Consider the following 14,518-nt stretch of genomic DNA (forward strand, 5'->3'; position numbering starts at 1 on the left):
CTGCCGGCCTATCCGGTTCCCGCAGCGCGGCCGGCGCGGCGGGACAGCTCCGCGAACGCCTCGCGCAACTCGGGCGGGGCGACCACTTCGATCTCGGTGTCGAAGCGGGCCAACGCCGCCGCGAGGGCGGCCCAGGACCAGGATCCCGTCGTCAGCCTGGTCCGGTCGGCGCCGAGCTCCTCGACGCCACCGTCGCCGACGAACGGGGCCACCTCCGCCACCGGCAGGCCGAGGATCACCTCGCCACGGCAGGGCCAGGCGTCCGTGCTCCCGGAACCCTTGAACCGGGCCGCCAGGAAGGCGGTCACGTCCCCGCCCGGCACTTCACGGGGAGCGAACCGCGGCCCGGTCGGGATCCGCGGTGTCATCCGGTCGACACGGAAGGTCCGCCAGTCGCCGCGGTCGGGGTCCCAGCCGACGACGTACCAGCGCCCGGCCCGCACCACCAGGTGATGCGGCTGCACCCGGCGAGGCGGGCGCGGCTCGGCATCCTCGGTGCGCCCCGGTGAGCGGTAGTCGAACCGCAGCTCCTCCCCGGCGCGGACCGCGGCACTCAGCGTCAGCAGGATCCCGGTATCGACCTGCGGATCGGCGCCGTGCCCGGCCGCGCCGATCTCGAGGGCGTCGACCCGCTGCCGCAACCGCGACGGCAACACCTGCCGCACGGTGGCCAGCGCCCGCGCGGCAGCCTCCTCGATGCCCGCGCCCGTCCCGACGGCGATCCGCAGCGCCACGGCCAGCGCGACCGCCTGCTCCTCGTCGAACAGCAGCGGCGGCACCCGGCTGCCCGCTTCGAGCCGGTAGCCGCCGTCGGGGCCCTTGAACGCCTGCACGGGGTAACCCAGCTCGCGCAGCCGGTCGACGTCGCGGCGCACGGTTCGCGCGCTGACGCCCAGCCGCTCGGCGAGCAGGCCGCCCGGCCAGTCGCGGCGGGCCTGCAGCATGGACAGCAGCGCCAGCAGCCGGCTGGAGGTCGTCGTCGAGGAGGCGATCGGCATGTTTTCACCATGGCACCGGTAGCGGACGTTCTCCGACCTGTACTGCCGACATCGTCGGTCTCGTCGCCGGAAACCTCCGGCACCGGAAATCACTCGTGAAGGACCGGAACACGATGTCGCTCAACGCTGTCGCCCACCTGAACTTCCACGGCCAGGCCCGCGAAGCCCTGGAGTTCTACCAGTCGGTCTTCGGCGGCCGGCTCACCGTCGCCACCTACGCCGACTTCGGAATGCCCGCCGAACTGCCCGGCGCGACGAACGTCGTGTTCGGCCAGGTCGTCGCCGACAACGGCTTCCGGGTCATGGCCTACGACGTGCCCGGCGAGCACTCGCCGGCCGCCCACGGCGCGCCTACCACGCGTCGGGAAAACGGCACCACGATCACCCGGGAGCCGTTCTTCCTGTCCGTCCGCGGCGACAGCGTCGACGAGGTCACCCCCGTGTGGGAGGGCCTCGCCAAGGGCGCGACCGTGATCGAGGCGTTCGGTCCCGCCCAGTGGGCGCCCGCCTTCGGGATGCTGGCCGACCGCTTCGGCGTCACCTGGATCGTCGACGTCGCGGCCGAGTACACCCCGGCCTGACCGTTCCGTGAGGTGTGCGGCCGGTCCGGCCACACGCCTCGCGAGTACACCCCGGCCTGACCGTTTCCTGAGGTGTGCGGCCGGTCCGGCCGCACACCTCCACCCCAGGAGAAACCCATGCGAACCCGTCCGCTCGGCCGGACCGGCATCCAGGTCAGTGCCTACACCCTGGGCACCATGATGTTCGGCCCGTACGGCAACCCCGACCCCGACGCGTGCGTCCGCATCGTCCACCGCGCCCTCGATGGCGGCATCAACGTCATCGACACCGCCGACGTCTACGGTGGCGATGGGGAAGCCGAGAAGATCGTCGGCAAGGCCCTGCGCGGCCGCCGCGACGACGTCGTCCTGGCCACGAAATTCAACGGCCCGATGGGATCCGACCCCAACCATCGCGGCAGCTCCCGCCGGTGGATCGTTTCCGCGGTCGAAGGGTCGCTGCGCCGCCTGGGTGTCGACCACATCGACCTCTACCAGGCCCACCACCCCGAGCCCGGCACCGACATCGAGGAAACCCTCGGCGCGCTGACCGACCTGCTGAGTGCGGGCAAGATCCGTGCGATCGGCCACTCCAACCTGCCCGCCTCGGACATCGTCGAAGCCCAGTGGGTGGCCGAACAGCGCGGGCTCGCCCGCTTCCGCTCCGAACAGCCGCACTACTCGATCCTCAACCGCGGGATCGAACGCGAGATCCTGCCGGTCTGCGAGCGCTACGGGCTGGGTGTCCTGGTGTGGAGCCCGCTGGCGATGGGCCTGCTCGCCGGTCGCCTCCGCAAGGGCAGCGGGGAAACTGCCTCGGCCGGGCGCCTGCACTGGGCACGGCAGCACATGACCGACGAACGCAAGCTCGACGCCGTCGAAGCACTCGCCCGGATCGCCGAGCAGGCCGGACTGTCGCTGCCCCACCTCGCACTGGCATTCGTGACCGCCCACCCCGCGGTCACCTCGGCGATCATCGGCCCACGCACACCCGAACAGCTCGACGCCCTCCTCGCGGGAGCGGACACGATCCTCGACGACGACCTGCTCGACGGCATCGACGAGATCGTGCGACCGGGAACCGACGTCGGACCCGTCGACGTCGCCTACGTCCCACCCACGCTCGCGCGGCCGGAACTCCGCCGACGCACCACCGAAACCCGGGCGGCGCGCCGACAATCGCCACAGTGACGACGGCGTCGGCATCCACGACGCCCACACCGGGACGACGGGTTCGGCCGGGCCGCCGATTCCGGCGCCACGACGCCGGCCGGCCAGGACCGGCACGGGCCACAAGTCCGAGTCCCCCGGCAAACGGGGCCGTTCCGGCTCACGGGTTCGTGGGTGTGGTTTCCGGACCCGTCGGGTTGCGGGGCCGGCACGGGCACCGGCACCGGACCCACCATCCGACGACACCCCGAGCCGATCACCAGGAAATGGGGACTCACTTCATGCCGATCCCACTGTCCGCGTTGGATCTCGTGATCGCGGAGCAGGGACGCACCGCCGCCGAGTCGCTCGCGGCGACCAGCCGAACCGTGAGTCGTCTTGACGATCTCGGATACCGGCGTGTCTGGTTCGCCGAGCATCACGGGACCGACCTTTCCGCGAGCGTGGTGCCGGCGGTTCTGATCGCGCACTTCGCGGCACGGACCGGCCGGATCCGACTCGGGTCCGGCGGTGTCCTGGTGCCCAACCACGCGCCGCTGGCGCTCGCGGAACAGTTCGCCACACTGGCGACGCTGCATCCGGATCGCATCGACATGGGCATGGGCCGGGGACCGGGTACCTTCGACGAGTCGATCGTGCGGGCGTTGCGCCGGGGCGGCGAACCGGGCACGGAGACGGAGTACGGCGAGGACGTGGCCGCCGTGCTGCGTCACCTCTCCGGCGAAAGCGGCGTGCGGCTGATCGCGGGCCGGCAATCGGACGGGGGCGGCGCCCGCCCGTGGCTGCTCGCGTCCAGCCCGGCCAGTGCGGAACTGGCGGCGCGACTGGGACTGCCGATCGCGCTGGCGCACCACATCCGGCCGGACCGCACCATCGCCACGGCAGTGCGTTACAGGGAACTGTTCACCCCGTCACGGTGGGCGGACCGGCCGCATGTGATGGTCGCGGTCGAGACGGTCGTGGCGGACACCGAGGCGGAGGCCGCACGTCTGGCCCGACCGACCGACGTGGCGCGATCCAGGCAGACCTCGTCGGCGCTGCCGTCCCCGGAGGAGGCGGCCGTCCACGAGATCCCGGAGGAGACCCGCGCCCACGTGGAGGCCACCGGTGCGGCTCAGGCACGCGGCACGGTCACGACCGTACGGCGGCGGTTCGCGGAGATCGTGGAGCAGACCGGCGCGGACGAACTGATGCTGTACGCCTCCGTCCACGATGCCGACGCACGCATCCGCTGCTACGAACTGGCCGCGAAAGCCGCCGAGTAGGCCCGACGACGACACGCCACCGGAGTCGGACCTCCGTCGAGACGGGTGCCTCGACCCAGACGGCACCCGACCGAGGGATCGACGGCAACAGCTCGATGTGTACGGATCGGTCGGATGGTCGAGGATCCGGTCCACCGCACCGGATTCGACGAGACGTCCGCGATACATGATGCAGACGCGCTCGGCGGTGCGGGCCGGGAGAGCGGCCGAGACGCCGCCGTAGGACACGGCCGGGGGTCGGGTTGCCCGCGGTGAGCCGGCGCAGCCCTGGGCAATGGCGGATACGACGCCGTGCACTACGCCCTGAAAATCGACTACGGCCCGGAGCCGAAGCGGTTGGTCGGCCAGGCCGACCCGACCTGGTCGGATGCAGGGCAGGGGGCCTGGGCGAGGCTGGTGACCCGGCTGACCGGGCAGGATGTGGGCTCAGCCTCGGTCGAGCGGGGGCGTGCGCGGCGGCGATGTGCGCCTTTCCCCCGTCGCCTCGAACGCGGCGGCGATCGCGAGGAGCCTGGTGTCGTCGTAGGCCCGTCCGGCGAACGTGAGCCCGACCGGCATTCCGATGTCGTGCATCGTCCCCATGGGTACGGTGATCGTGGGGATGCCGAGGTGGCGTGGGACGAGGTTGCCGTTGGCCACCCACACCCCGTTTCGCCAGCCCAGATCGGCCGATGCCGGGTTGACGTCCATGTTCGCGGGGCCGACATCCGCGACGGCCGGAAACACGACCCCGTCGAGTTCCCGCTCGTCCATCCACTCTTCGAGGTCGACGCGCCTGGTTTCCTCCAGCCCCCGCAGACCCGCTTCCAGTTCGGGAATGTCCGTCAACGCGGCGTACGCGTGCTCGCGCACCCACTGGGGATATTCGGCGATGTCGTCATCGAAGCCGGTGTAGCGGTCCGGCAGGGCGCCGACCGGGTGGGGAAAGATCGTCGCGCCGTCGACGCCTGCGAGGGTCGACAGTGCAGGATCGCCATTGGCGCGGAGGAAGTCTTCCCATGCCCACGCCGAGAGATCGACGATCTCCCGGATGAGGAACGCGGGACGGACGAGTCCTCGGGTCTTCACCGTGGGAGCGCCGGGCCGGTCGCCTTCGTAGTTCGAGACGACCGGGAAATCGACCTCGAGCACGTCTGCTCCGGCCGCTTCGAGATCGCGGCGAGCCGCGTTCCACAGCTCGACAACCGACGCGCGGGTATGGATGCGCTGCCCCGTGGGACCTCCGATTCCTCCCTCGGGGTTCGTGCCGGCCTCGGGGTCGGCATTGATGTACATCGCCGGGACGCCGAGGCGGATTCCGGAAAGCGTGCGGTTCGCGGCCACCGCATTCGCGGGCGCGAGAGACGGATAGACCTTCGGGCGTACATCGGAAGCGGCGGGAAGCGATATCCAGGGCTGGGCTCGCCAGAAGTCGCCGCGACCGTCCTCGTCGTCGCCGACGACCACGTCCAGCACTTCGAGCATGTCGGCCATGGTGCGCGTGTGCGGGACCACGACATCCATCGTGGGCACGAGCGGCCAGTTGCCGCGTACCGAGATCACACCGCGAGACGGCGTGTACGCGCACAACGCGTTGTTCGAAGCGGGAGTCCGGCCTGACGACCATGTCTCTTCGGCCAGGCCGAATGCCGCGAACGAGGCGGCCGTGGCGGTTCCCGACCCGTTGGACGACCCCGAGCCGAATCCGCTCGTCAACCAGTCGGCGTTGTAGGGACTTTCCGCGCGGCCGTAAACACCTCGCTGCATGCCGCCGTTGGCCATCGGTGGCATGTTCGTCAGGCCGAGACAGATTGCTCCGCCGGCTCGCAGCCGTTCGATCGTGTACGCGTCACGTTGCGCGACAAGGTCGGCGAAGGCCGGGCTGCCGCAGGCTGCGGTCAGCCCGCGGACGAGGAAGCTGTCCTTCGCCGTGTAGGGAATTCCGTCCAGCGGCCCCCGGACTTCACGTCGCGCCCGGCGCTCGTCGGACGCACGGGCCTCGTCGAGGGCTTCGGGATTGATGACGACCATGGCGTTGAGAGCCGTCGCGCTCTCCGGCCGGTCGTACGCCGCGATGCGTGCGAGGTACGCGTTCACGAGGTCCACTGACCGCGCGGTACCGGATTCGAGGGCGTGGCGCAGCTCTGCGATGGATGCCTCGTAGACCTCGAATGTCATCGGGCGACCTCCTCCGGGGTGAGAGCGGGCTGCTGCTGGGTGATGCAGTGAATACCCCCGCCGCGGGCGAAGATCGCCCGGGAATCGACGGTGACGGCACGCCGTCCGGGATAGGCCGATTCGAGGATGTCACGAGCGGCGCGGTCCGCTCGGTCGTCTCCGAATCCGCACGAAATGATTCCTCCGTTGACTACGAGGTGGTTGACGTAGGAGTAGTCCACGAATCCGTCCTTGTCGCGGATGGCCGTGGGCGCCGGGACTTCGATGATCCGGAACCGGCGGCCGGCGGCGTCCGTCTCATCCGCGAGCCGAGCGCGCAGGTCGCGGGTCACGGCGAAGTCGGGGTGATCGGGATCGGTCTGCGTGTGCAGCAGCAGCACCCCGGGGGAGGGGATCGTCGCGACCATGTCGACGTGGCCCTTCGTTCCGAACAGCTCGTAGTCGCGCGTCAGTCCCCGGGCCAGCCATACGACCTTGGTCGCACCGAGCGTGCGCATGAACTCCGCCTCGACGTGGTCCCGGCGCGCGAACGGGTTGCGTCGGGGATCGAGCTGGACCGTCTTCGTCGCCAGTACCGTGCCCTCGCCGTCGACGTGGATGCCGCCGCCCTCGTTCACCAGCAGGGATCGCACAGCTTCGGCGCCGACCAGATCGGTCACCCGGCGGGCGATGTCGGCGGACAGGCGCCACTCGGACCACTCCGGGTCGCCCCAGCCGTTGAAGATCCATTCGACCGCGCCGAGGACGCCCGGCTGTTCGTCGTCGACGACGAACGTCGGGCCGAAGTCCCGCATCCAGAACTCGTCGAGAGGAGCCTCGACGAGGTCGATGTGTCCGCCCAGCATGCGCCTCGCGCGGTCCCGCTCGGTCGGATCGACGACCATGGTCACCGGTTCGAAGTCGGCGATTGCGTGCGCGACGGTGGTCCAGGAGTCGTAACCCGTCTGCTTGAACGTGTCGCCTTCCCCCAGGTTGCGGCCTTCACGGGGGAAGGCCATCCATGTGCGTGCATGGGGGGCGGTCTCGGACGGCATGCGCCATGTCATCGTGTTCTCCGAAGTGGTCGCGTGGTGAGCGATCTGCGTGCGGATGCTGCGCCTCGCATGTGTCGTCACCATCCCTCGGTGAGGACACGATCGAGAGCGGCGACCGCGTAGTCGGCGCTCTCGGCCGTGATGCACAGGGGCGGTTTGACCTTCAGAACGTTCGATCGTTCGGACGTGGTGAGGACGATCACGCCCAGTTCCCTCAGGCGTTCGCAGATCGCCGCGGCTTCCTGCGCCGCCGGTTCGAGGGTGTCCCGGTCGCGGACCAGTTCCACGCCGAGATAGAGGCCCTCGCCGTGGATCGGCCCGATGATGCCGTGCCGTTCCGCGAGCGCCCGGAAACCGGCCGCAAGGTGACGACCGATCTCCCGCGCGTTCCGCTGAGTGCCCTCGGCCTCCATGGCGTCGAGCACCGCGAGCCCGACGCGGCAGGAGAGCGGATTTCCGCCGGTCGAGGAGAAGAACTGCCCCTGGGAGGTGAGGGCGTCCGCCGCGGCCCGCGAGGTGATGACTCCCCCGATGGGGAAACCGTTGCCCATCGGCTTCGCGATGGCGATGACATCCGGCATGACTGCGGACCGCTCGAATCCCCAGAAGCCCGCCCCCGTGCGCCCGAAGCCGACCTGGACCTCGTCGGCGATGCACAAGCCGCCCGCCGCGCGCACCCGCGCGTAGACATCGGCGAGGTATCCCTCCGGCAGCAGGACTCCGCCGGCGTTGCCGAGCACCGATTCGCAGATGAATCCGGCCGCCGGGCGGCCACGGCGTGCGAGCTTGTCGAGATCGGCTCCGAGATCCGCGGCGTAGCGAGCGCCGACCGACCGGTCCTCCGCCGCGCCTCGGTATGTACCGCGGAAGCGGTTGGGAACGTCCGCGACGTGAATCCACTCGGGACGTGTATCGAGAGCGTACGGGTTGTCGTAGGCGCTGGTGGTGACCGCGTCACTGGCCATTGTCCACCCGTGATAGGCCTCCCGAAGTGCGACGACGGTCTTGCGGCCGGTCGCCGCTTGCACGAGCCGCAGGGCGAGATCGACGGCCTCGGATCCGGAGTTCACGAGCACGACGGTGTCGAGCGGCGAATGTGGAGGAAGCAGCGCGAGAAGTCGCTCACTGTATTCGGCCAGCTCGCGGTAGAGAAAGCGCGAGTTCGTGTTGAGGATGCGAATCTGCCGGTCGACAGCGTCGGCGACACCCGGGTGCCCGTGCCCGAGGCCGGCCACGTTGTTGACGAGATCGAGGTAGGCGCGGCCCGTGGTGTCGACGAGGTGGTGACGCCAACCGCGTTCGATCTGCATCGGATGCTCGTAATAGCGCTCCTGGGCGCCGGCGAGGATCTGCTCGCGGCGTCGCTGTTCGTCGGCCGACTGGTCCCGCTCGGCCTGCGAAGGGAGGCCGAGCAGACCGGCCGGGTCGCGGGCGAGAGCCGACCATGCCGGTACCCGCTCCGGCGTGACCAGTCCCGAACGCCCGGTGTCCGGTTCCTTGACCGCGTCGACGGGCGGCGACGGGCCTTCGACCGCGTCGGCGCGAATGAGGGTGACGCAGAGGCGGCGCGATTCCGACGCGGAGGGGAGCAGGCCCAGGCGCGTTCCCGGCGAAAGGACGCTGTTCACTTCGACATCGACGGAAAAACCGTCGATGTCGAGATACCAACCGTCGCCGAGGCGGAGCCTGACGCCGTGCTCGCCCGCGGCGAACACGGTGGCTTCGACGGGAGTCGTCACCACGAGCCGGGGCCCCGGGGCAACATGCAGTTCCGTGCCGATGGGCCAGGTCGCCGCGGCGTCCGGGCAGTCGATCGTCGTGCGGGTGAGGCGGTAGACGCCGAAGGGAAGCACCGCGACCGCGGAGCCACCGGCGAAGGCTCGCGCCACGAGGCGGTCCTCCGCGTCGGCGTCGAGCCACCGCCCGGCCTCCAGCCACGGGCTCTCCACACCGGCGTCCACCACGACAACGTCGCCGGCGATCTCGGGCAGCAGAGAACGGACAGGCAAGGACCGGGCGCGTTTCGGGTGAGGCTCCGGGGCATCCGCGCCGAGGCGATCCGGCACCGCGAGAGGGTCGGCGGAGCGAAGACGCACGGTCGCGTACTCGACGGCCTCGGCAAGCGGCACAGACGTCGCCGCATCGAAGATCGCCTGCTCGACGCGGATTCGGTCGCGTGCGTACGCGTTGTCGCCGTCGATCTCCAGTTGCCGCCATCCGCTCGCGACGAGGATGGCGCCGCGCAGGACGATGAGCGGCCACAGGGCTCGCGCCTCGGTGTCCGACAGCGGCGCACGGGAATGGAACGCCTCGACCGCGTCGAACACGCGCAGCGGACGCTCCGGTTCGTGATGCAGCAGCGACGACGCCGTGATCGCGAGCTCTGCGACGCGCCAGCCATAGGCGAGGTCACCGAGATCGAGCACGACGCGCGGGTGCAGACGGCCGTCCTCCCCGCGTACCCCCATGACGTTGTCGTCGGTGAGATCACCGTGGATCGCTTGGATCGGCAGGCCGCTCGCGACTTCGTCAAGGACGGATCGGGCCTCGCCGGCGGCGGCGGTCACGCGTTGACGGAGCGCGCGATCGCGGATCGCGGGCGCACACCTCCCGACTTCCCGATGCGCGACCGCCATGACCCACATGTGCTCGCGGTCCAGTCCCGGATGCGCGAGAGTTGCGAGCGCGTTCACGGACGAGGCCGCGAGAGCGCCGAACTCCTGCAGCACCACGGGGGCGAAGTAACCCGCGTCGAGCATCGGTTCGCCGTCTGCGAACTCACTGCGCCGAACGGCATATCCGCCGCCGCTGCGCTGTGTCAGCTCCCCGTTCGGACCGGCCAGGACAACAGGAACGGGGATGCCCGCGGCGCGATAGGCGTCCAGTGCGGCGTGCTGGGCATCACGGGCGTCGTCCCCGAAGGTCGGGTTGTCGATCCGCAGCACGCTGCGCGTTCCGTCGGGTTCCCGCAGGAGGAAATTGCGGTCCTGGTTGCTGCCCAGCTCGCGCGCCACCGCCTCGATGCCGTAGCAGTCCCGCGCGATGGTCTCCGCGTCCGTCTCGGAGACGGCCGGCCGCATCGATGCGCTGTGTCTGTCGTTCACGCGGTCCACGTCCCGCTGCCGTCGGAGGTGCCCCGGAGGAAGGAGAGGTGATCCGCGTCGGAGACCTCCAGCACGCGCAGGATGTTGCCGTGGGCGAGGCGCTCCAGGTCGGGTTCGCTCCAGCCGCGGCGGCGGAGCTCGTGCAGAAGCTCCTGGTAGCGCGAGACGTCTTCGAGACCCGCCGGCATCCGGTCGGTTCCGTCGTAGTCGGCGCCGATGCCCACCGCATGGACGCCCGCGACCTCGCGCACGTGCTCGATGTGATCGGCTACATCGGCGATGCCCACCGGGGGCATCTCCCCCTGCTCACCGGCACGTTCCCACGCGTGGCACTCGGCTGTGAGGAACGACGGCACGAAGGCGACCATGACGACGCCCTCGGTGGCGCCGACAGCGGCCAGAACATCGTCGGGGACGTTACGGGGGTGGTCGCAGATCCGGCGGGCGCCCGAGTGGCTCACGATCATGGGCCGCGTGCTCACGGCCAGCGCGTCTCGCATCGTCGCCGGGGAGACGTGGGCGAGATCGACCAGGACGCCGATCCGGTTCATCTCCTTGACGACATCCCGGCCGAAGTCGGTGAGGCCTCCGTGCCGTGCGTCGTCCGTCGCCGAGTCTGCCCAGTGCGTGGTCCGTGACCAGGTGAGGGTGAGATAGCGCGCTCCGAGCCGGGCGTACTGACGCAACACGGCGAGCGAGCCACCCAGTTGCGCCCCGCCTTCGACCCCGATCAGGGAGGCGATTCGTCCCTCGTCGAAGGCAGCGCGTACATCCGCCGCTGTCCGGGCGAACCGTAGCCGAGTGGGGTAGGCGTCGACGAGACGGTGGACGAAGTCGATCTGCTCGAGCGTCGCCGTCACCTGGTCCGCGCCCACAAGTTCCGGATCGACCCATACCGACCAGAACTGTCCGCCGACGCCGCCGGCCGTCAGCCGTGGGAGATCGGTGTGCAGCCCGGGCACGTGCTCGTCAAGTCCTGCCGAGGCGTAACCGTGGTGTGCGCGACGCGCCCACGCGAGGTCATTGTGTCCGTCGATGACCGGAATCATCCGAGCCGCACCTTTCTCTGGTTCTGACGTCGTTCCGGTGCCTGGCGAGCGCGGAAGGCGAAGCACCGAGGACATGGGCCGATGACGAGCCGCTCGCCCCGGCGGTGTTGCGCAACGCACGTCACGGAGTGAACGTCCGGTACAGCGGGTAGCCCGACAACGTCGCCCGGGTCGCCTTGCCGTCGAGGACGACGTCGAAAGCCAGCCGCTCCGGTGAACGCTCGTCCTCACCGATGCGGAAGCTGCCGTCGGGCAGCGGAACCAGCGGCTCGCCGAGGTCGCTCGCGAAGTCGCCCTGCCAGACCCAGAGACGGCCTCCGCTGCACTGCACCCGGATGTTGGAAAGCCACGGGTTGTAGCCGCGGTAATGGCCGACGACGGGCTTCCATTCCGCAGGCGGTTCCTCGATGACGCTGGGCTCCTGCGGCGCTTCCTCCAGCGCGGACTCGGGCAGCACGAGCGCGGGTGACGGGCGACCGGACAGCGCGGCGTCGACCCAATCGATCGCGAAGTGGGCGACGTCCGACCACGCTCCGCTGCCGTTCGCGAGGACGACAGCGCCCAGGCCCCGTTCGCGGTCGCAGACGAGAGCGGCGTTGTAGCCGACCATTCCTCCGGTGTGCGCGACGTACTCGCGGCCCGCACGCTGGTACACATACATGCCGAGCCCGTAGGTGTAGGGCGGTTCCTCGGCCTCGACGCAGTCGGTGAACATCTCGTGCAGGCTGGCGGTCCGCAGCAGGCGGACGTCGCCTGGGCCGCTGCCGTCCCCCAGCAGGAGTCGTATCCACGCGGTCATCTCCGAGGCCGTGGAGGCGATGCTGCCGTCGGCGGTGGCCGTCTCGAGCCAGTCCGCCGGCGCCAGTCCATCAGCGCGACGAGGCGCCCGGTCGTCGTAGAAGGGACCGTAGCCGACGGCGAGACGGCGGCGTGTGTCGTGCGTGATCGCCGCGTGCGATCCGGTCATGGCGAGCGGATCGAGCAGGCGCTCGGCGAGTACTTGCTCGTAGGGCCGGCGGTGGACCGCCTGCAGAACGAGGCCGAGCGCCTTGTAACCCGTGTTGGAGTAGTAGTGCCAGGTGCCGGGCGGGGTCGTCGCTTCCGTGTCGCGGAGCGCCCAGACCTCGAACGCGGACTCGCCCGTGTACTCCGCGCCGCCGACGATACCCGCCGTGTGGTTCAGCAGATGCCGGACGGTGATCGGCGCGAACTTCGACTTCACCGCGAACCAGGGCAGGTAGCGGGTCACCGGCGCGTCCAGGTCGAGCAGCCCGCTGTCCCGTGCCTGAAGGATCAGTGCCGCTGTGAATCCCTTGGAGATCGAACCGATCTCGAAGAGCGTGTCGTCACGGACGGGGCTCCCGGCGGCGAGGTCGGCGAATCCGGCGGACGTCTGTGCGAGAACTCCGTCCCGGTCCGTGATCGCCAGGGAGAGGCCGGCCGCCCACGAGGTGTCCTCCAGCACCCCGCGAACGGCCTTGGTGAAGTCGGGAGCAAGGGTGATCTTGGTGATCGCCATGGTGTTCTTCTCCGTGAAGTGATGATGAATGTTGCGGGGGCGTCCTCGGGTGCGTCAGCGCACGCCGCGCCTCAGTGCCCGACCCGCGAGTGCGCCCGTGGGGTTCCCGTCACGCAGTGCGAAGCGGCCGTTGACGAGCACGTGGTGCATTCCTGTGGCGTAGCGGTGGGGTTCGGAGTACGTCGCGTGATCCTGGACCGCGTCCGGATCGAAGATCGCGAGGTCGGCCCACTCGCCTGCCTTGACCCTCCCTCGTCCGACGAGTCTCAGCGTGTCCGCCGGCAGGCTCGTCATGCGACGCACGGCCTCCTCCAGCGTCAGCAGGCCGTCACGCACGTATGGACCGAGGACGCGCGCAAAGGAGCCGTAGGCTCGCGGGTGTGTCGGGGAGTCCGAAAACGGCGGCTCCGTCGAGGCCGCTTCGGCGTCGGAGCACACACTCACCCACGACTGTTCCAGACCGAGGCGGATGTTCTCCTCCGACATGCAGAAGTAGAGGGCCTCCGTGTGCGGGTCCTCGGCCACGAGATCCAGGAGCGCTTCGAGGGGATCGCCGTAGCCACGGAGGGCACTGAACTGCGCCAACGTCTTTCCGGCAGCCTCGGCGTTCGAGCCGCGTCCGCCCTGGAGCAGGACACCTTCGGCGCCGCCCGCATCGAGATAGATGTTCTCCCACGTGCCGCCCGGCACCCGGATGTCCGCGATGATCTGCGCCCTGCCGACCGGGTCCGCGATACGTTTCAACAGGGCCTTCTCTCCGCCGTCGAAGTACCACGGTGGAATGCACGCGGCCAGGCTCGTACCGCCTGCCTCGTAGGGATAGAGATCGGCGCTGATCTCCATCCCTTCCTCCCGCGCGTCCGCGATCAGGCGGATCGCTTCGGCCATCCGGTGCCAGTTGTCACGGCCGGAGGCTTTGAGGTGCCACACATGTACCCGGCCGGCGGACATCCGGGCGATGTCGATCACCTCACGGACGGACTTCTCCAGATGCGCGGCCTCGTCCCTGATGTGTGAGATGTAGAGGGCGCCGTGCGCGCTCGCCACTCCCGCGTACGCCGCCAGCTCCTCGGTCGAGGCATAGATGCCGGGGGCGTACAGGAGTGACGAGCCGACGCCGAGTGCGCCGGCGGCGAGCTCCTCGTCGAGGATGCCGCAGACCGATCGGAGTTCGTCGTCGGTGAGCTGCCGTTCGTCCGCGCCGGCGCGGATCGCACGGAGATTGTGCGCGCCGACGAAACTCGCGACGTTCGGTCCGACGCCGTTGGCCTCAAGGCTCTCGAGGAAGTCGTTCAACCGCGGAAAGGCGGTGCGGACTCCGTCTTCCCGGGGCGTGGGATCGACGATTTCGACGGCGCGGTCGACGACCGGGCCGAGCGAGTATCCCTCTCCGAAGACTTCCGTGGTGACGCCCTGATACAGGTCCGACAATCCACGGGCGTCCTGCTGCAGCGACTCGTACGCGTGGCTCAGGATGTTGACGAACCCCGGAGCGACGACGAGCCCGGTCGCGTCGAGTTCGAATCGCCCGTCCGGCTCGATGTCCCCGACGTGAACGATTCGACCGTGCGAGACGGCGATGTCGGCGGTCTTCCGCGGCGCTCCGGTCCCGTCGACGACGGTACCGCCGCGGATCACGAGGTCGTTCGTCATCTCGGACAT

General features: G+C 69.8%; 10 protein-coding genes. 3 read left to right on the forward strand and 7 right to left on the reverse strand.

Annotated elements, in window-relative coordinates:
* Positions 1 to 8: 8 nt before the first annotated feature.
* Positions 9 to 998: a WYL domain-containing protein gene (locus tag ACFXMF_RS32720; RefSeq protein ID WP_360314013.1), complete on the reverse strand. Its 990-nt coding sequence runs from the start codon at positions 996 to 998 to the stop codon at positions 9 to 11.
* Positions 999 to 1,111: 113 nt separating this feature from the next.
* Between ACFXMF_RS32720 and ACFXMF_RS32725 the strand changes: the two genes are divergently transcribed.
* The 3 genes from ACFXMF_RS32725 to ACFXMF_RS32735 all read left to right on the forward strand — a co-directional run bounded on the left by ACFXMF_RS32725 (position 1,112) and on the right by ACFXMF_RS32735 (position 3,993).
* On the forward strand, positions 1,112 to 1,579 hold the full coding sequence (locus ACFXMF_RS32725; protein ID WP_360314015.1) for a VOC family protein: 468 nt from the start codon (positions 1,112 to 1,114) through the stop codon (positions 1,577 to 1,579).
* A gap of 117 nt (positions 1,580 to 1,696) precedes the next feature.
* Positions 1,697 to 2,749: an aldo/keto reductase gene (locus tag ACFXMF_RS32730; protein WP_379989535.1), complete on the forward strand. Its 1,053-nt coding sequence runs from the start codon at positions 1,697 to 1,699 to the stop codon at positions 2,747 to 2,749.
* 260 nt (positions 2,750 to 3,009) lie between these two features.
* Positions 3,010 to 3,993 carry an MsnO8 family LLM class oxidoreductase gene (locus ACFXMF_RS32735; RefSeq protein WP_360314019.1) on the forward strand — a complete coding sequence of 328 codons (984 nt, stop codon included), beginning with the start codon at positions 3,010 to 3,012 and terminating at the stop codon, positions 3,991 to 3,993.
* Positions 3,994 to 4,419: 426 nt separating this feature from the next.
* Here the strand turns inward: ACFXMF_RS32735 and ACFXMF_RS32740 are convergent, their stop codons facing one another.
* The 6 genes from ACFXMF_RS32740 to ACFXMF_RS32765 form a co-directional block, all read right to left on the reverse strand.
* Complete coding sequence (locus ACFXMF_RS32740) at positions 4,420 to 6,150, reverse strand: amidase (RefSeq protein WP_379989536.1); 1,731 nt, start codon at positions 6,148 to 6,150, stop codon at positions 4,420 to 4,422.
* Complete coding sequence (locus ACFXMF_RS32745) at positions 6,147 to 7,196, reverse strand: agmatine/peptidylarginine deiminase (RefSeq protein WP_379989537.1); 1,050 nt, start codon at positions 7,194 to 7,196, stop codon at positions 6,147 to 6,149. The genes ACFXMF_RS32740 and ACFXMF_RS32745 overlap by 4 nt, the downstream gene beginning before the upstream one ends.
* Positions 7,197 to 7,261: 65 nt before the next feature.
* Positions 7,262 to 10,288 (reverse strand): aminotransferase, encoded by a 3,027-nt coding sequence (locus tag ACFXMF_RS32750; protein ID WP_379989538.1) that lies wholly within the window; start codon positions 10,286 to 10,288, stop codon positions 7,262 to 7,264.
* On the reverse strand, positions 10,285 to 11,412 hold the full coding sequence (locus ACFXMF_RS32755; protein WP_360314027.1) for a dipeptidase: 1,128 nt from the start codon (positions 11,410 to 11,412) through the stop codon (positions 10,285 to 10,287). The genes ACFXMF_RS32750 and ACFXMF_RS32755 overlap by 4 nt, the downstream gene beginning before the upstream one ends.
* A gap of 46 nt (positions 11,413 to 11,458) precedes the next feature.
* Positions 11,459 to 12,856 (reverse strand): serine hydrolase domain-containing protein, encoded by a 1,398-nt coding sequence (locus ACFXMF_RS32760; protein WP_360314029.1) that lies wholly within the window; start codon positions 12,854 to 12,856, stop codon positions 11,459 to 11,461.
* Positions 12,857 to 12,910: 54 nt separating this feature from the next.
* Positions 12,911 to 14,518 (reverse strand): amidohydrolase family protein, encoded by a 1,608-nt coding sequence (locus tag ACFXMF_RS32765; RefSeq protein ID WP_379989539.1) that lies wholly within the window; start codon positions 14,516 to 14,518, stop codon positions 12,911 to 12,913.

This window comes from Embleya sp. NPDC059213, from assembly GCF_042754445.1.
Lineage (GTDB): Bacteria > Actinomycetota > Actinomycetes > Streptomycetales > Streptomycetaceae > Embleya.

Bases quoted from the DNA above. Each gene is read 5' to 3' on its own strand.
- ACFXMF_RS32730 (WP_379989535.1), top strand. From the start codon at position 1,697: ATGCGAACCCGTCCGCTCGGCCGGACCGGCATCCAGGTCAGTGCCTAC.
- ACFXMF_RS32725 (WP_360314015.1), top strand. From the start codon at position 1,112: ATGTCGCTCAACGCTGTCGCCCACCTGAACTTCCACGGCCAGGCCCGC.
- ACFXMF_RS32760 (WP_360314029.1), bottom strand. From the start codon at position 12,856: ATGGCGATCACCAAGATCACCCTTGCTCCCGACTTCACCAAGGCCGTT.
- ACFXMF_RS32765 (WP_379989539.1), bottom strand. From the start codon at position 14,518: ATGTCCGAGATGACGAACGACCTCGTGATCCGCGGCGGTACCGTCGTC.
- ACFXMF_RS32755 (WP_360314027.1), bottom strand. From the start codon at position 11,412: ATGTCCTCGGTGCTTCGCCTTCCGCGCTCGCCAGGCACCGGAACGACG.
- ACFXMF_RS32745 (WP_379989537.1), bottom strand. From the start codon at position 7,196: ATGACATGGCGCATGCCGTCCGAGACCGCCCCCCATGCACGCACATGG.
- ACFXMF_RS32720 (WP_360314013.1), bottom strand. From the start codon at position 998: ATGCCGATCGCCTCCTCGACGACGACCTCCAGCCGGCTGCTGGCGCTG.
- ACFXMF_RS32740 (WP_379989536.1), bottom strand. From the start codon at position 6,150: ATGACATTCGAGGTCTACGAGGCATCCATCGCAGAGCTGCGCCACGCC.
- ACFXMF_RS32735 (WP_360314019.1), top strand. From the start codon at position 3,010: ATGCCGATCCCACTGTCCGCGTTGGATCTCGTGATCGCGGAGCAGGGA.